Here is a 17417-nt window from a genome sequence, read left to right as displayed (position 1 = left end):
CCTCTCCTAATAAGAAACGTGAACTTGACCTTGCAGAGCCCAGGCATCTTGCGAACCTGTTTGATCTGCGTAGACTTTGGCATTTGTGGCCATGGCGCGAAGTTCAAGGCGAGGTAATGGGAACATCAACGCGCCTAAGCTCCACTTCATCACTTCCGGCGAGGATTTTTTGATGTCCTCTTTGCTGTGCTCTACGACCGACAAAATATTGTATCCACGGCGCACATTCACAAGCGTTTCAACCAGAGCATAAGTTCCTAACATCGCATCGGCGCCAGATAGTTTATTCGTCCGCTCTTTAAATCCAGCTTCGGCCATGATCGCCGAACCTTTGGAAAGACCCATGCGCGTGGTGAAGGCCAAAAGATTCCATTTGCTCTGTTCACTTTCGGAACTCAAGAAAGAGCCGCCGATTTTGAATTTTTCAAAAACCTGGTATTCGCCGGTGATTGAGTAACCTTTTTGCTTTTCAGGTTCTTCCTGAGCGCCGTTTCCGAAGAACACGTTCGCAGCGATGTCCCAATCGGGGTAGGTAAAGTGAGCGATAACACCTTGGGATTGGTCGAATTGACCTAAAGTAATTACGCGACGATTGACGGCGGTGTGATCCACGTTACGCAGACCGAAGGCTTTATCCATTTGTCCGACGTACCACCACAGGTTGTTGCTTTGTTTGTAGCGAAGATAGTATTCCTTCATGAACCACGTGTTGGTTTTCCCGTAGTAGGGTTCGATGCCCGTATAAGAAGGTGTTGTTACCAAAGTGTATTTCTGTTTCTTGTCGAAGAAGAAAGTCAGATTCACATCATTTTGCATGTTGATGAATCGCTCGGAAGTCGCTTGCGATCCTGGATCCATCTTCAACCACAGGCCGCGGTATTTAATTCCGGGACGCACCCACCAAGGAAGTGATTTTTTTCCTAAGAATCCTGATTGAGCTGCAATTTCTTCCTCATCGACGTTCTTAGGGTAAATATCACGAGCCGTGATCTCTGTGGCATACAAAGCGCGACCATAGTCATTCAGGGCGCCTCCACCAAGGCCGTTGTAATGGCAGGTAATGCACGAAGAGTAGGCATATCCAATAAAGTCAGGATAAGCCTGGGCCTGTTTAAAGGTGAATAAGGAAGCCAATACGATCAATGCGGAGGTAATTTTATAATGTATCACGATGGGAAAATTCTATTGGACGCGTCGAGGGAATCAATAAAAATCTGCCTCTGAACGCACTGTGTGTTCCGTCTCAATTTGGTACATTGATTTAACTTCAAGCTCTGTTTTCCGATAAGAAACCCTGTATGGAAACAAAAGCAACCACCTTAGAACGTCCTCGAACAGTGCAGATGGCTGCGGCCGTCTTAATTCTCACACCCGTGTTGGACATCCTCATGTATCAGCGAACAGGAACTCAGATTTTTAGCTGGGTGGGATGGTTGTTGATCTTCGGTGCCGGTGTCAGTTTGATGATTCGTCACAAATCCTCGTGGCTTCTAGGGATCGTTCTTTGCGCTCTTTTCGTCTTAAACACGGGTTACGGTCTGATTCGTGACATGGAGCATGTGGATCCTTTGATCAGCACAGCGAAGCTTCTAGATTGTTTATTGGTTCTTTTTATTGTGGGAACCGTATCGTATTTTTTCCGCTATCCTTACCTGGATCGACGTCAAAATTGGTTCGCACCTACAGGCGAGCGCTTTTCTATTACGACGCCCGTGATGTTGAATGGAATCGAGACGCAAACTTTAGATCTTTCTTATACGGGGGCGCGTATCGCGGTACCTGGTGGGGTTTCTTACAAGGCCGGAGACAAGCTCGCGTTGCAGTTCACCGATATCAACGATATTCAATGCTCTGCAAAAGTCATTGATGTGAAAGCCGATCATGTCCGCGTTCACTTTGAAGGCACCTCGTCTTCAGATAAAGAGATGCTTCGTCAGTGGTTAAACAGTCAAAATTTACAGAAAGTTTAGCTTTAAGCTTTCTCACCCCAGTTTTTTAGGGCATAAAGGCGTTTTCATCTAAGGGTAGAATCATGTCTAAAACAACAAAGAAAAAGTCGGCAAAAATCTCTAAGAAACTGCCTCCCGTAGACCCCGCTTCACCGCATGAGGTTGCGATCGCCGTAAAGCAGATCCTGGATAATGTGCGTCCGACGCCGATGATCCATAATGGTCTTTCAAACGAAGAAAAGATTGAAAAGATCACCGAAAAATTCGTCGATATCATGGAAACTTTGGGACTGGATCTTTCCGACGACAGTCTTCGCGAGACACCACGTCGTGTGGCTAAAATGTACGTGAACGAGGTTTTTAGTGGTTTAGACCCTAAAAAGTTTCCGAAGATGACGGTTATTGAAAACAAAATGAATTACGATCAGATGATCGTGGTTCAAAACATCAGCTGTCTTTCTTTCTGTGAGCATCACTTTTTGCCGATCGATGGCTTTGCTACTGTCGCGTATATTCCAAATAAAAAAGTGATCGGTCTTTCTAAGATCAATCGCATCGTTCAGTACTTCGGCCGCCGCCCGCAGGTGCAAGAGCGCCTGACGAAGCAAATCACGGACTGTCTGCAATACATCTTGGGAACGGAGCACGTAGCGGTGCACATCAATGCCAAGCACTACTGTGTGGTGATGAGAGGTATTGAAGACACAGGTAGTGCCACTGCCACAGCGGATCTGCGTGGTCACTTTAAGACCCGTATGGAAACGCGTGAAGAGTTCTTGCAGCACTGTCGTACGAAATAATTGAATAATAATATTGGAAATAAAAAAGCAGAAAGGGTTCCTTTCTGCTTTTTTATTTTAAAGACCTCAGCGGCCCAAGGCCGCCTGTTTCTTAGATGGAAGACTGTAAAAGCTCGCGAGAGTTTTTCGAAAGAGTTTCAACCGCCACCATGCGTTTGATTTGCTTGATAGCTTTTTCTTTCATCACCGGATCTAACTTTTTGACAAAGTTGAAAGCCGCGCACAAGCGAGCGGCGACTTGCGGGTTCTTCGCGTCGATTTCAAGAATCTTATCCGCGTAGAATTCGTAAGCGTCCGTTTTAGGGTCATTGAAACGCACGATGTTCGCACCGAAAGCTCTTAGCAACGAATACACGTTGTTGGGATTTGTGATATTGAAAGCCGGATGTTTCGTCAAAGCCTTCACATCTTCCAAAGTCTGCTTCCTTGTGGTCGTAGCTTGGGCTGTGAACCACTTATTGATAACAACAGAGTCATTTTTCCAGTTGTTATAGAAGTCACTCAAAGCCTTATCGCGGAATTCAGATTCTGTATCCGCAAGAATCATCAACGCCGTCATACGGTCCGTCATGTTTTGTGCTTCCCAGTACTGCTTATTCGCGATCGTCAAAATTTCTGGATCGTGAAGCTCAGCTAAATAGTGCAGGGCTTGATTTTTCAAAGCACGATGGCCGAAGACTTTCGGGTCATGGCTTTTCGGATCGGCACCGTGGTATTTGTGATAGATATCCAAAAGCTGCGTGCGGTTTTCACGCGCAATCGCCGTGCGCAAGGTCGTGCGCGCGTTGTGGAAGGCTTCAGAGTCTAAAACTTCCTCTTCTTGCGCCAAGATAGCATGGCTTGGGATTTGAAGCATCTTTGCCTTGAAGCTTGGATCCATATCGGCATCACGAATCGTCGCACTGAGAGCTTTTAAATATCGATTGTCGATAGTTAACGGAGCGCCTTCACGGTGACGAGCAATCAAGTTGTGAAGAAGATTCAAGCCCAATTTCTGCGCCATCTCGCGACGGTTGAAAGAGTCCGTGTCTTTTTCCATAAGGAAGTACAAATCATCTTCGCTGGCTTCCCAACGCAAATTGATCGGTGCAGAGAACTCACGAAGGATAGAAAGAACAGGGCGTTCTTTCAGACCTTTAAACACGAAAGTTTCTTTGCGCTCTTTAAGTTCAATCAGATTTTTTCCATCTGTATTGACCTGGATTTTGTCGCAGTTTAAAGCAAGCTCTTTACCGTTTTTGTCTAAAAGGCCCATCATCAATGGTATGTGGAAAGGCTCTTTATGCGGTTGATTTGGAGTCGGCGGGCACGATTGCTCCAATGACAGCGTGTATTCACCTTTGTTTTGGTCATAGGCTTCGGTCACGTGAACCACTGGTGTCCCAGATTGATTGTACCAACGCTTAAACTGTGTGAAGTCTTTACCATTCGGCTCTGCAATGGCGGCGGCGAAGTCTTCCGTCGTCACGGCTTGACCGTCATGACGTTTGAAGTATTCATCCATGCCTTTACGGAAACCTTTTCTTCCCACAATCGTTTGCATCATACGGATCACTTCAGATCCTTTTTCATAGATCGTCATGGTGAAGAAATTATCGACCGCCATACAAGATTCAGGACGGACGGGGTGGGCATTAGGGCCCGCATCTTCAGCGAATTGACCCGTGCGAAGAGCATCGACGTCTTCGATTCTTTGCACTCCGCGATCCGTCATGTCGGCAGAAAATTCTTGGTCACGGAAAACCGTCAAACCTTCTTTTAAAGAAAGTTGGAACCAGTCACGCAAAGTCACACGATTGCCTGTCCAGTTGTGGAAGTATTCATGCGCGACAACCGATTCAATGCTGTGGAAATCCACGTCTGTTGCTGAATTGGAATCGGCCAGAACTAAGCGAGAGTTAAAGATATTAAGACCTTTGTTTTCCATCGCGCCGGCATTGAAATCATCAATTGCGACGATCATGTAGTCATTAAGATCATATTCAAGACCGAAGGTCTCTTCGTCCCATTTCATGGATTTTTTCAAAGACTCCATAGCATGCCAGCAGCGTTCTTGTTTTCCATGCACGGCATAGACTTCTAAATTCACTTTACGACCGGAAGACGTCGTGAAGGTGTCACGAATAACACCAAGATCTCCAGCGACTAAAGCAAACAAGTAACAAGGCTTTTTATGTGGATCACGCCAGAAAGCTTTGTGACGACCGTTTCCTAAGTCTTCAATTTTGATGCGATCGCCGTTTGAAAGTAAAACAGGGTATTTCTTTTTATCCGCTTCGATAGTTACAGAGTACGAAGTCATGACATCCGGACGGTCTAAGAAGTAAGTGATTTTTCTAAAGCCTTGAGCTTCACACTGAGTGCAGAAAATGCCGTTGGATTTATAGAGGCCTTCCAAAGACGTGTTGTGCTGTGGTTGCAACTCAGTCTCAATTTCAAGTTCAAATTTTTTCGGAGTCGAAGGGATGATCAGTTCTTCTTCCGTGATTTGGTATTGATCGGCCTTAAGAGGTGTTCCGTCAATTTTTACGGAAACCAGTTTCAGCTCAACGCCGTTTAAACGCAGCTCCGCGCCTTCTTCGGTTCTGTTCATCTTGCTTTTGGCGATAACTCGACAAAAGTCTTCATTGATGACGAAGTCGAGGTTTATTGAATCCACAGAAAAAGCGGGTCCTTTATAGTCTTTAAGATAAATTTTTTCTTGTTTCATAAGCCCTCGATTCAGATAATAGAGACGATGAGTTTGTTAATCACTTCTATCACAATAAACACCCCGCATCTACAAGACATGCTGGGATTCTATGGAATAATCGGCTTTCAATTTACAGCGTCAAAAGTTGATAAGGGAAGTGAAGTTCATCGCGCCCTTCACAATGGAGTCGAATTTTCTTTGTATTCCATCAGAAACGCTCAAAAAGCTCAAATTCCAAGCCTGCAATTAGGTTTTCGAATTACAGATTTAGAACGCACCGTCGGTGAGCTGATGAAAATTCCAGGCAGCATGTGTATTTTGGACCCAACAGAGATGCCGGACGGAAAGAAGGCGATTGTCTTGGATCCCGATGGTCATTCGATCGAACTTTGTGAGATATAAACCAGCTTCAAATTAAATAAAAAAGGGACCTTCGAGGTCCCTTTTTTATTTCGATTAATTGTGTTTGTACATACGATCTTCGAAAGCGGCAAGGGCAGCTTTAGCACCTTCACCCATAGCGATCACGATCTGCTTGTACGGAGTTGTTGTCACGTCTCCGGCAGCATAGATGCCTGCTTCTGAGGTGCGACCTTTTTCATCGACGATGATTTCACCGAACTTGCTTAAGTTCACCGTGTCCTTCAAGAACTGACTGTTGGGAACTAAACCGATTTGAACGAAGACACCATCAAGATCAATCTTTTCAGTTTTATCTAAACTGCGATCGACGTACTCCAGTTGCGTGACCTTTTGGCCGTCGCCAATCACTTTCTGAGTTTTTGCGCTTGTGATGATCGAAGCATTTGGCAAAGATTTAAGTTTATCCACCAAGATCTTATCCGCTTTCAATTGATCATTGTATTCAAAGACCACGACTTCACGAACGATCCCCGCAAGGTCAATTGCCGCTTCGACACCAGAGTTTCCACCGCCGATAACGGCCACCTTTTTGCCTTTGTAGAAAGGACCATCACAGTGAGGGCAGTAAGCAACGCCACGACCCAGATAGTCTTTTTCACCTTCGACGTTCAGTTCACGCCACTTCGCACCAGTTGTCACGATCACCGCGTCTGCTGTCAGGTGTTCGCCACTTTCAAGTTCGATAGCTTTGATGCCGTCTTTCGTGTGAATTTTCTTAACTCGACGGTTTTCAAAAAGTTTAATTGGGTAGCTAGCAACGTGTTGATTCAACTGCGCTGCCAATTGAGGACCTTCCGTGTAAACCACAGAGATCAAATTCTCAATGCCTTTGGTCTCTTGCACCTGACCGCCGATTTTTTCCGTGATCATGGCGACACTTAAGCCCTTACGAACTGTGTAAATCGCCGCCGATGCGCCCGCAGGTCCACCGCCGATAACCAAAGTATCGAAGTGACCTAAGTTTTTGTTCACAGGCTCTTCAACGGGAGCTGAATCGTCCACGCCGAATGTGCTTTCAAGTTTCGTTAATAGATCCAAAAGTTGAATACGGCCTGAGTGGAACATCTTTGAATTCGCAACCAGACTTGGGACACCTTGAATGCCCAAAGCTTGAACGTCGTCTTGAACGTAGCCGCCATCAATGATTTCGTGGCGCATGCTTCCGTGAACAAGCGCGAACTGATTCAAGGCTTGAACCACGTCCGGACAGTTCTCACAAGTCAAAGAGATGTAAGACTGAATCGTGATGTTCTTTTTCAAGCGTTTCACACGGCTCGCGATCAAGCTGTCTAGGGCTTTTCCTTTTCCATCGGTGTTTAGGATTGCCAGGATTAACGAAGTGAATTCGTGACCACCAGGAATGCCTTTAAACACGATGCCCGTCGGTTTGTCTTTGTAAGCAATATGAAACTGAGGCATCGGCGAAATACCGCCGCTATTGCGAACTGTGATTTTATCTGAAGTGCTCGCGACTTCATTCAACATTTCAAGAAGATCTTTATTGTCGTCGTGAGTGCTGTTTTCAACGACAAGTTCGACTGTATTTTCGAGAGATGCGAAGACTGATTTGAGTTGTTCTAAAAGGGAAGAATCCAACATTTCAAACCTCCAAAAGTGTTTTTATAAATGCCAACTTCTTCGTTGCCGCGTCGTCGCTGTACGGGCGTACAGCTTCCTTCTTGCGCCTTGAATTTGGCACTTATAAAAACACTTTTCCGTGCAAGAAGTTCCGGTGGAAAAGTGTCCCCGCCGTTGCCAGCGGGGAAGAAAACGAAAACCTAAATTAGATTTTACCAACTAGGTCTAGACCTGGTTTCAAAGTAGATTTACCTGGAGTCCATTTAGCTGGGCATACTTCGCCTGGGTTTGCAGCGATGTATTGAGCTGCTTGTACTTTACGGAACAACTCATCAGCATTACGGCCGATACCGTTGTCTTGAACTTCAGCTAGTACGATTTTACCAGCAGGGTTCACAAGGAAAGTACCGCGGTAAGCAAGACCTTCTTCTTCAATGTGTACACCAAAAGCGCGAGTCAATTGGAATGTCGGGTCTGCCAACATTGGGTATTTGATTTTTTTGATTGTGTCAGAAGCATCATGCCATGCTTTGTGTGTGAAGTGAGTGTCTGTAGAAACACCGTAAACTTCTACGCCCAATTTTTGGAAATCAGCATATTTATCAGCCATGTCACCCAATTCAGTTGGGCACACGAATGTGAAGTCTGCTGGATAGAAGAAGAAGATAGACCATTTACCTTTAAGGTCGTTGTGAGTCACAGTTTTGAAATCATTGTGATGATAAGCTTGAACTTTGAATTCAGGCACTTGCGTGTTGATTAGAGTAAGCATTTATTCTCCTTCGAATAAAATGGTTGTTTTATATTGGCTCGTGAGCCTAAAAAATTATGAGGTCCACTAGCAGCTTTCTGTTAGTGAACATCTTTCGTCGATCAGAATAGAGGATCAACCCCTTTTGGTGAAATCGATTATAAATATCCATTGATAGATTTTCTCTATCTTGATAGAATTGCCTCATAAAGGAGCAGTTTATGACGCCAAAAACGAACTTTTCTTTGACGCAGCTCGAATACGTCATGGCCGTGCATAAATACGGGCATTTTGCGAAGGCGGCAGAGGCTTGTTTTGTGACTCAACCAACGTTGAGTATGCAGATCCAGAAATTAGAAGAGGATTTGGGCGTCGTTATCTTCGATCGCTCGAAGAAACCAGTTCTTCTGACACAGATGGGAAAAAAGCTAATATCTCAAATGCAAACAGTCCTGTTTGAGGCGCGTAAAATCGAAAGTCTGATTCAGCACGAAAAAAAAGGGGCGAAGCAGGGAAGTTTGGTGGTCGGTGTCATACCCACCGTGGCTCCATATTTATTGCCGCGCCTGCTGCCGGTTTGCGAAGAGCTTTTTCCCGAGGTAGAGCTGAACATCAAAGAACTGCAAACCGATCAGATTTTAGAAGCCTTGAATGCTGATGAAATTGATGTGGGAATTTTGGCAACACCGACGAAGATGGCAAAGATGTTTGAGTACCCTTTGTACTATGAGCCTTTTTCTGTCTTGTGCGAAAAGAATCACGAGTATGCGCAGATGAAAAAGATCAAATATCAAAGTCTCAGCATGGAAGATATTTGGTTACTCGAAGAGGGTCATTGCTTGCGCAATCAAGTATTGGATCTATGTTCAGTCAGAAAAAATAAAGGCGGGGGTCGACGTTATAAATTCGAAAGCGGAAGTTTAGAAACGCTGAAGAACCTCGTCGATCTGTATGGAGGCTACACTTTGCTTCCGTACCTAGCCGCCGAACACATTGGCGATCGAAGTCACTTAGTGCAATTTGAACGACCGATCCCAGCCCGCGAAATCGGCTTGGTGTATCGCCGCGAGCACTACAAAAATGAATTGATTGAAGCTTTAGGCGAAGCAATTCTAAAAAGTATTCCGGAAGAGTTGCGCAAGATCCGCCAAAAAGATCTCGACGTCCTTCCCATCGCTTAAGGTACCAGATTCTTCTTCTCGGAGGCGGTTGAGGGGTTGGAATATTTTTATAGTGATAAAGTTCGCGACAATGTAGCTGAGGTCGTTGAAATGAGCTGGCGACAAAGCACTTGAAGAGTTCGTGGAGAAGTAATTTCACGAAAGCAAAAGAAAGATATTATGAAAACAAGAAAACCCATCGAGAACCGTGAAGACATCAAGTTGTTAGTCGACGAGTTTTACTCAAAGGTGCGTCAAGACCCTTATATCGGCCCGATATTCACCGACGTAGCAAAAGTAGATTGGGAAGAACATCTGCCGAAGCTTTACAACTTCTGGGCGGACTTGTTATTGGGAGAAGACACCTATCGCGGCAGACCTTTTCCTCCACATATGAAGTTGAATTTGCAACAGGGACACTTTGAACAATGGCTGCGCCTATTCACGCAAACTGTGGATGAAAACTTCGTGGGCTTGAAAGCGTCAGAGGCGAAGTCGCGGGCATTGCGGATTGCGCGAAATTTTATGATTAATCTGAGTTTGATGGACAACTAGAAATTTAATTGAGTTGGTGTCGAGTTGATTGATCGAATTTAATTCACTGAATTTTTTAAGTTACTTCGTAAGCCATTAAGAATTTAGTTATTAGTTATCAGTGCCCAAAAAATGACCCAAAAATAAATGTCTTAAAGTAATTCTTCCGGATTGATCTGAAAGTTGTTCTTGACGCAATCGCTTACTGCCACCGTGGCAGTGAAATCGTCCCTGTTGTACGCGACCCGATTGTCTTGCAACACAACAACCTTTGTTTTTCCTCAACCAAACAAACCCTCATTTCCGAATAAGGACAGGATTTTCTATCCTTATAGAAACGGGGGAGGTCCGCTATGAAACTCACCATCACCTATGCTTCGCAAGGACGTTTGTTGGAAGGCTGTCTTTATCTACCAAAAAATTCATCCGAGCATTTAGTGGGATTGTTATTTGAAGGTTCAATGACAGGAGCCACGAACCAAATCACGCATTATATCGCACGCGAAGTGAGCGAAGAAGGTTTCGCCTGCCTGGTGATGGATCATAGCTACTACTCTGAAGACGAAGGTGCCGCGCAATCCTGGGAGTCCCCATCCAAGCGCACCGAAGACATTCATGCGGCTTTAAGATTTATGCAAACTCATGGCACGATCAATCCAGAAAAAATCATCGGCGTCGGGGTCAGCGTCGGGGCTGAATACATGGCGCAAGTCTGTCGCGAATCCAATGTCTGTAAAGGCTTAGTGATGATTCAAGGGCCTTACGATGATGCTCAGAACAAAGCGCAAGATTTGGACATTCCGACAGTCGTCGTGGATGAAACTCACTTGGATTCAGCGATCGATGAAACCGTGATGTGGGCAAGAACTCTGTTTAACGGCAAGTTCGCCGAAAACCCCAATCCACCGTTAGTGGATTGGAGTCGCGCGGACAAATAATTAACGAAGTTTGATTTTCACGGAGTTAACAACTTCGTTATTGAAGCCGCGAATATCGACGGTGACGAGCTTCTTTTTCCAATCGATGTCAGCCAAACCAAAGTTTTCCTTGCTGTACACCGGTCCGACGTAGTGAGAGTCGGCGTCGCCGTACTTATTTGCACGATTGATTGAGCTTGAAGTGATCTCATAGAGAGAACCGTAATTCTTTAGGTCCATTTTAGAGATCGAAGCAATATGACGATCGCCACTTAATAAAATCACATTCTTCGCCCGCGTGGACTTGAGTAAATCAAAGAAGCGCTGACGCTCTTTCGGGAAGTTGCCCCATTTTTCGTATTTCGGATCATTGGCGATCAACTGAATACTAGAAACGATGAAGCGCACGTCTGCAGGGCGCTTCAATTGTCCTTCAAGCCATTCCCACTGAGCTTCCCCTAAGATCGTTCCTTCCTCTTGCGGGATATAATCCTGCGCTTTGCCTTCATTCCCCGGGCTTTCTTTTAAAGGACTGCGGAAATAACGAGTATCTAGCATGATCACTTGCACAGATTTCTTTTTAGGTCCGATCATCTTCGCGTGATAGATGCCCTTTTGTTCTAAAGGAATGCTATTTTTAACATAACCCCAATAGTTTAAGAAATCACGACGGGCATTGTCTTTACCTTTAAAGTCAGATCCGCCATCGCGCTCGCCGAAATCATGATCGTCCCACGTCGCCATAAAAGGAACTTCTTTGCGGATAGCGATGTATTCAGGAATTTGATCCATCTTGCGATACTGTTCGGCGATAGGTTGTTGAGTCGGGTGGCTAGCATAGACGTTATCACCCATGAACAGAAAAAGATCGGGCTTGGCTTGAAGAACATCCTTCCACAAAGGTTCGGGCTGATCTTGATTGGCGCAAGAACCAAAGGCGATTTTATGCACCGGCTTTTCGTACACGATTTCCTGTGACGGCAGAGAGGAAATATACGTTGCCGAAGTTGACGAACCCGAATCATGTTTCGCCGTCTGAGCACAGCCAAGAAGAAATAACGAAAGCAGTAAGATCTTTTTCATACGGTCCTTTTCATAAAAAACGCGCCTTCATTTCATGCGAGGACGTTCGTGCGGTCAAATTCTTTCGTCTCAAATTAGAACACGGCACAACTCTTGGATATCCTAAGAAGTATGAACAAGAAGATGCTTATATTTTTAAGAACTGCCGCGCTTTGTTTCGTAGGACTTGCCATCATGGCCTCTGAACTCGCATTGGTTGGAGCCAAAAGCACCAGTCCCACAGTGAGACAGCCCACAAATGGCGTCGCTGTTCAGCCACTATCCAAGCGCCGTCACGACATTTCATTGCATATGCAGACGGCGAAGCGTTGGGCCGAGGTCCTAGATACTCAATCCAGTGAAATTTTAAAAGCTTCGTCTATGGGAACACTTCAAAGATGGCGTCAAAACATTGATCTAACAACGATGAGGACTCAATACGCCGAGGGGACTTTGGCGCATCTTAAATCCATGACGTCTCTTTTCAAAGTTCGTCGTCAAATGGGCCGTTTTAAGGATTTAAAAGAATTTGATTTTCAAAACATGGTTCGTAAAAGCGACTACTTGATGGCGTTACCAACGACCAAAGAGAGCTTGAATACGGAAGATCCAGAAATCGAGCGCATTTTAGTGGCCTACAGCCACGAGCGCCAGCAGCTCTCAATTCACTAGAGCCAAAAAAAAGGGAGCGATACCGCTCCCTTTTTCATTTTAGATTTCTCTAAATTATTTTCTTTCAGACAAAGGAACAACTTTGCGTTGTTCGTGACCCACGTACTCAGAAAGAGGACGGATGATACGGTTGTCTGCAGCTTGCTCCATAATGTGAGCAGACCAGCCCGTTGTACGAGCCATCACGAAGATCGGCGTAAAGAAGTCGATCTCAAAGCCCATCATGTAGTAAGCAGGACCCGCTGGGAAATCCAAGTTAGGGTAGATTTTCTTTTTCTCTACCATCACTTTTTCAAGCGACGTGTACATCTGCATCCATTTTTGTTCGCCAGTCACGTCTGCCATAACTTGCGCGTATTTTTTCATTGTTGGAACGCGAGAGTCGCCAGAACGGTAAACGCGGTGACCGAAGCCCATGACTTTTTTCTTCTGAGCTAGAGCATCCAACATCCATTGTTCGGCTTTCGCAGGGTCTGCGATCTCTTTCATCATGTGCATAACCATTTCGTTTGCACCACCGTGCAAAGGACCTTTCAACGCACCGATACCCGCAACAGTTGCAGAATAAATATCAGATTGAGTTGAAGTCACAACACGTGCTGTGAAAGTCGAAGCGTTGAAGCTGTGTTCAGCGTAAAGGATCAAAGAAACGTCGAAAGCCTTTACAACTTCTTTTTGAGGCACTTTACCAAAGCACATGTGGAAGAAGTTTTCAGAGATAGAAAGATCCGCTTTAGGAGGAATGAAATCCAAACCTTTTTTGAAGCGGTAGTCAGCAGCAACCATTGTTGGGATTTTTGCCAACAACTGGATTGCTTTATCCATATTTGTCGCTGGAGTCGCATCCCAAATACGAGCGTCTTCAGTTCCCAAGAAAGAAACCGCTGTGCGGATTGAATCCATCGGGTGACATTTTTGTGGAAGAGCTTTGATCACGTTCAACAAAGTTGTAGAGATCTCACGGTAGCCGCGCTCTTTTTTCGTGAAGTCTGCAAGTTGAGAAGCTGTTGGCAACTCGTTGTTGTAAAGAAGGTAAGCCACCTCTTCAAAAGAGCAGTTTTCAGCCAAGTCTTGAACTGGGTAACCACGGTAGATCAAAGAGTTTGTGTGAGGGTTTACTTTAGATACTTTTGAAGTATCCATAACCACGCCCTCAAGGCCCTTTTTCACGTTCATTTTATCCGGTTCTGGAACGTAATCTGGATTGATATATTCAGCCATTTTTCCTCCGCAAGAAGGCGTCGGCATTTGCTTTAAAATGCGGCGCACAATGTGTCGTTAAAGTAATGGCTCAAGCTAGCTCGGGGTTCTGCGTGGGTCAACCTCTCCGAAACAATGAACCCTCCCTTTGCCAGCCGCGGCGAGGGGAGAGGGCCCGCATGAAGACCCCTTGACCTTAAAGCTCATGATCTAAAGACTGAATGTATGGAAATATCGTTCGCTCTTCTTCCGGCATTCTTGCATGTTTACTTCTTCATTTTAGAAAGTCTTCTTTGGGGACGCCCGCGCATCAATCGCATCTTCGGCGTAAAGCCTCAAGATGTCGCCGCGACAAAACCGCTTGCGTTCAATCAGGGCTTTTACAATCTCTTCCTGGCGATCGCGATTTTTGCGGGCCTGCATTTTAGAACGGGAGAGATGACCTATTCCATGGGAACGACGCTTATTATTTACGCCCTTCTTTCAATTTGTGGTGCGGGCTTAGTCCTGCTCTTGTCAAATCCACGTAAGATGTGGAGAGGTGCTGTGATTCAATTTGTGCCGGCAGCAATTGCCTTAGTGCCCTATCTGAAAAGCTAAATAAGCCCGGCCTAGAGGGTAAATATACAAAAATAGAACAGTGTTATGCAAATTTGACGTCTTTTGGAACAGTGCTTTTTCCATAATAATGGAGGCATGAGCAAGGGAACACGTTCCTTAAGTCGAAGGTCTTTGCTGATTGGCGCAGGCAGTGCGCTGACGGCTTGGGGCCTATGGAGATTGCATATGCCTGATCAATTAAAAACTCTTTTAAATCTGACTTCAAAACAAGACGGTGCGAAGATGCCCGTGCTTTTTGTGGGGCACGGCAATCCTATGAACGCGATCCAAGACAATCCGTTCACGCAAAGTTTAGCTAATTTAGGAAATGAAATCGCGACACCGAAAGCCATCTTAGTGATTTCCGCTCACTGGTTGAGTGCAGGCACATGGGTGACTCGTATGGAAAAGCCGCGCACTATACATGACTTCTATGGATTTCCGCAGGAGTTATTCAACGTGCAATATCCCGCGCCCGGTGATCCTGAGTTGGCAAAACAAATTCAAAGCCTGTCTAATAAACCGCAAATTCATGGCGACGACAGCTCGTGGGGATTGGATCATGGAACCTGGGCGGTGCTTCGTAAGATGTATCCGCAGGCCGATATCCCGGTTCTACAATTGAGTATCGATATGTCCGAACCTCCCGCATTTCACTTTGAGTTAGGCCGCACTCTTAAAAAATTAAGAGAGCAAGGCGTCTTGATCGTGGGAAGCGGCAACATCGTTCACAACCTACGCCGAGCGAACTGGGATAAGCCATTGCAAGGTGAAGATTGGGCGATCGAATTTGACGAATGGGCCAAAGAAAAACTGGTCGATCGCGACTTTAAAGCACTTACTGAAGAATTTATGAAATCCACAGCAGGACGCTTAAGCGTTCCTACGCCCGATCACTATTTACCAATGCTGTATGTTTTAGGAGCCGCAGATGAGAAAGATGAACTGGCGTTCCAGTTTGAAGGTTATGACATGGGTTCTATTTCTATGCGTGGGTTTAGCTTGGGTAAAAAAGGATGATATGAAAACAGATAGCAAGCTGCAGGCGATTTACATTCCGGCAAAAGAAAAAAGCCAGGGTAAGTCGCCTGTGATCATCGCTCTTCATGGTGTCGGTTCCAACGAAAAGGATCTTGCGGAGTTGGCTTCTTCGCTGGATCCAAGATTCGCCGTCCTTAGTTTGCGCGCGCCTTTAGTGATGGGGCCTGAGAGCTTTGCCTGGTTCCAAGTTCGCTTCACGGCGGAGGGACCTCTGCACAATCGCGAAGAGGCGGAAAGCTCCCGCCTTCTTTTAAAAGATTTTATTCATCAGTTAAAATCGCATCCTGAAGTTGATTCCCGTAAAATTGTTCTTTTGGGTTTCAGTCAAGGCACGATCATGAGTCTTTCTTTAGGATTTACCGAACCTGAACTTATTCGCGGCATGGTTGCGATAGGCGGGCGCACTTTGCAAGAAGTCTCTCAAGGAGTGGTGCCTGATGGCACGGTGACGTCCACGCCTCGAGTTTTACTAATGCATGGTCTGCACGATAACAAACTGCCTTTGTTTCACGCCGAAGCCACCGCAGAAACTTTGAAAAAAGCCGGATTTGCGTTTAACTTTAAGACTTACAATGCGGGTCATGAAATCTCTCCAGAAATGAGAGACGATATAAGCGAATGGCTTAAGTCGAACTTCTAACCCAAATTTCGCGAGGGAAAAATGAATTCGTGGAGTCTTGAAGGAAAAACAGCTCTTGTCTGCGGAGCCTCAGGTGGTATTGGGAAAGCGACGGCTCTGTTATTCGCTGAGCGCGGAGCCAAAGTGATTGCTCTAGCCCGCACAGAGGAAAAACTTAAAACTTTAATGAACGAACTTTCGGGAAGTGGTCATAAGTATTTCACGGTTGATCTTGGGGAAACGGAAAGTTTGAAGAAGCTTTTACCCTCGCTTCAAAAAGAATCCATACAAATTCTAATTAACAATTCAGGAGGACCTAAAGGCGGTCCTCTTCATGCCGCTAGTATTGAAGAGTTCGAAGCTCCGTTTAAGTCGCACTTGCATGCCGCACATCTGCTGGTGCAAACACTTCTTCCTTCTATGAAGCAATCTCGCTATGGACGCATCCTCAATGTGATTTCGACGTCAGTGAAAAATCCTCTGCCGAATTTGGGAGTTTCTAATACGGTGAGGGGAGCGATGGCCAGTTGGTCAAAAACTTTAGCCGGTGAACTCGCACCATTTGGAATCACGGTGAACAATGTTTTACCAGGTTATATTCTGACGGATCGTTTGACGTCTTTAATGGATTCGTCAGCCAAATCATCGCAAACCACATTGGATCAGATCGAAGAAAATTGGAAAAAGTCAGTGCCGATGGGAAGAATCGGAGAGCCCCAAGAGATGGCTGAAGCCATCGCGTTTTTAGCAAGTCCCGCCGCCTCTTATATTACAGGTATCAACTTACCCGTCGACGGCGGCAGAACTCCTTCTTTATAGTTATTTAAGTCGGCAGCTTTCAATGCTCAAAGAAACGATATCGTTTTTGTTCAGAACACCTTTTTTGAAGGCTGCAGAGACGGCGTCATCAATCGCCAATGAATCGCCACCTTTGTACTCTGGATAAGTCAGATTCGCATCATCCATCTTCTTCATGAATTGCGGAGTCAAAGTTCCTTCCGAAAATAGCGACACTAAGGCACCGGCACGTTTTTTAGAGTAGGCAAAGATATCTTTCGCCGAAGTGAACTCAAGCTCTTCACCGCCGTCGCGATTGATAAACAATTCGGCGTGAAACACACCCAAAGCATCACCGTCTTCAATCGCACAAAGCGTGACCGTCATTCCTAAAATATCAGAGTCCGTACACTCACTCAGTTCCATCTTGGCTTCGGGACGGACCTCGCTCGCTTTTAAAGTGATGGCTCGCTCCATCGGCATCAGTCCTCCGGCAGTCGCTGTTGTCAAACTGATAGAGCACTCCATGGAGGCGGCCATTGCCTGGCTGCCCAAGCTTAACAGAAGTGCTGCTGCTGTGATTGAAATAGATTTCTTAGCGAACATGGGTTCTCCCTTTTTTCTATAACGTTGCAAAACTGG

18 protein-coding genes are annotated in these 17417 nt (G+C 45.5%); 11 read left to right on the top strand and 7 right to left on the bottom strand.

Annotated elements, in window-relative coordinates; all coding sequences use genetic code 11:
- Window positions 1-6 precede the first annotated feature (6 nt).
- The gene (locus tag AZI87_RS00395; RefSeq protein WP_253696274.1) at window positions 7-1170 is read right to left on the bottom strand and encodes a hypothetical protein; all 1164 of its coding nucleotides are present in this window, start codon (window positions 1168-1170) and stop codon (window positions 7-9) included.
- A gap of 128 nt (window positions 1171-1298) precedes the next feature.
- Here AZI87_RS00395 and AZI87_RS00390 point away from each other — a divergent pair, with 128 nt between their 5' ends.
- Both AZI87_RS00390 and folE read left to right on the top strand, forming a co-directional pair.
- Window positions 1299-1970: a PilZ domain-containing protein gene (locus tag AZI87_RS00390; protein WP_063204484.1), complete on the top strand. Its 672-nt coding sequence runs from the start codon at window positions 1299-1301 to the stop codon at window positions 1968-1970.
- Between the two features lie 62 nt (window positions 1971-2032).
- A complete protein-coding gene (folE, locus tag AZI87_RS00385; RefSeq protein ID WP_081112082.1) occupies window positions 2033-2749 on the top strand; it encodes a GTP cyclohydrolase I FolE in 717 nt (238 codons plus the stop codon).
- Window positions 2750-2840: 91 nt separating this feature from the next.
- On the opposite strand, the gene pepN is transcribed toward folE, so the two are convergent.
- Window positions 2841-5459 (bottom strand): aminopeptidase N, encoded by a 2619-nt coding sequence (gene pepN, locus AZI87_RS00380; RefSeq protein ID WP_063204483.1) that lies wholly within the window; start codon window positions 5457-5459, stop codon window positions 2841-2843.
- 27 nt (window positions 5460-5486) lie between these two features.
- Here pepN and AZI87_RS00375 point away from each other — a divergent pair, with 27 nt between their 5' ends.
- On the top strand, window positions 5487-5843 hold the full coding sequence (locus AZI87_RS00375; RefSeq protein WP_063204482.1) for a VOC family protein: 357 nt from the start codon (window positions 5487-5489) through the stop codon (window positions 5841-5843).
- 54 nt (window positions 5844-5897) lie between these two features.
- Here AZI87_RS00375 and ahpF read toward each other — a convergent pair whose 3' ends face one another.
- The gene (gene ahpF, locus AZI87_RS00370) at window positions 5898-7463 is read right to left on the bottom strand and encodes an alkyl hydroperoxide reductase subunit F (RefSeq protein WP_063204481.1); all 1566 of its coding nucleotides are present in this window, start codon (window positions 7461-7463) and stop codon (window positions 5898-5900) included.
- A 184-nt stretch (window positions 7464-7647) separates the two neighbouring features.
- Window positions 7648-8214, bottom strand: coding sequence for an alkyl hydroperoxide reductase subunit C (ahpC, locus tag AZI87_RS00365; protein WP_063204480.1), 567 nt, complete (start codon window positions 8212-8214; stop codon window positions 7648-7650).
- Between the two features lie 200 nt (window positions 8215-8414).
- Between ahpC and AZI87_RS00360 the strand changes: the two genes are divergently transcribed.
- From AZI87_RS00360 to AZI87_RS00350, 3 genes are all read left to right on the top strand, one after another.
- Window positions 8415-9374, top strand: coding sequence for a hydrogen peroxide-inducible genes activator (locus tag AZI87_RS00360; protein ID WP_063204479.1), 960 nt, complete (start codon window positions 8415-8417; stop codon window positions 9372-9374).
- Window positions 9375-9533: 159 nt separating this feature from the next.
- Window positions 9534-9908 (top strand): group III truncated hemoglobin, encoded by a 375-nt coding sequence (locus tag AZI87_RS00355; RefSeq protein ID WP_063204478.1) that lies wholly within the window; start codon window positions 9534-9536, stop codon window positions 9906-9908.
- Window positions 9909-10240: 332 nt separating this feature from the next.
- Window positions 10241-10825: an alpha/beta hydrolase gene (locus AZI87_RS00350; protein WP_063204477.1), complete on the top strand. Its 585-nt coding sequence runs from the start codon at window positions 10241-10243 to the stop codon at window positions 10823-10825.
- Here the strand turns inward: AZI87_RS00350 and AZI87_RS00345 are convergent, their stop codons facing one another.
- Entirely contained in the window at window positions 10826-11887 is a 1062-nt protein-coding gene (locus AZI87_RS00345; RefSeq protein ID WP_063204476.1) for an alkaline phosphatase D family protein, read from the bottom strand.
- 111 nt (window positions 11888-11998) lie between these two features.
- Here AZI87_RS00345 and AZI87_RS00340 point away from each other — a divergent pair, with 111 nt between their 5' ends.
- Window positions 11999-12538 (top strand): hypothetical protein, encoded by a 540-nt coding sequence (locus AZI87_RS00340; RefSeq protein ID WP_063204475.1) that lies wholly within the window; start codon window positions 11999-12001, stop codon window positions 12536-12538.
- Between the two features lie 54 nt (window positions 12539-12592).
- On the opposite strand, the gene AZI87_RS00335 is transcribed toward AZI87_RS00340, so the two are convergent.
- A complete protein-coding gene (locus AZI87_RS00335) occupies window positions 12593-13759 on the bottom strand; it encodes a bifunctional 2-methylcitrate synthase/citrate synthase (protein WP_063204474.1) in 1167 nt (388 codons plus the stop codon).
- A gap of 204 nt (window positions 13760-13963) precedes the next feature.
- On the opposite strand from AZI87_RS00335, the gene AZI87_RS00330 reads away from it, so the two are divergent.
- The 4 genes from AZI87_RS00330 to AZI87_RS00315 all read left to right on the top strand — a co-directional run bounded on the left by AZI87_RS00330 (window position 13964) and on the right by AZI87_RS00315 (window position 16817).
- A complete protein-coding gene (locus tag AZI87_RS00330) occupies window positions 13964-14338 on the top strand; it encodes a DUF1304 domain-containing protein (protein ID WP_063204473.1) in 375 nt (124 codons plus the stop codon).
- A 96-nt stretch (window positions 14339-14434) separates the two neighbouring features.
- Complete coding sequence (gene ygiD / locus AZI87_RS00325) at window positions 14435-15358, top strand: 4,5-DOPA dioxygenase extradiol (RefSeq protein WP_081112081.1); 924 nt, start codon at window positions 14435-14437, stop codon at window positions 15356-15358.
- 1 nt (window position 15359) lies between these two features.
- Window positions 15360-16019 (top strand): alpha/beta hydrolase, encoded by a 660-nt coding sequence (locus AZI87_RS00320; RefSeq protein WP_063204471.1) that lies wholly within the window; start codon window positions 15360-15362, stop codon window positions 16017-16019.
- Window positions 16020-16040: 21 nt separating this feature from the next.
- Window positions 16041-16817, top strand: coding sequence for an SDR family oxidoreductase (locus AZI87_RS00315; RefSeq protein WP_063204470.1), 777 nt, complete (start codon window positions 16041-16043; stop codon window positions 16815-16817).
- Here AZI87_RS00315 and AZI87_RS00310 read toward each other — a convergent pair whose 3' ends face one another.
- Window positions 16818-17381 carry a hypothetical protein gene (locus tag AZI87_RS00310; RefSeq protein ID WP_063204469.1) on the bottom strand — a complete coding sequence of 188 codons (564 nt, stop codon included), beginning with the start codon at window positions 17379-17381 and terminating at the stop codon, window positions 16818-16820.
- Between the last annotated feature and the right edge of the window lie 36 nt (window positions 17382-17417).

It is taken from the genome of Bdellovibrio bacteriovorus (assembly GCF_001592745.1).
GTDB lineage: Bacteria > Bdellovibrionota > Bdellovibrionia > Bdellovibrionales > Bdellovibrionaceae > Bdellovibrio > Bdellovibrio bacteriovorus_B.
This window is presented reverse-complemented; position numbering and strand designations above follow the sequence as displayed.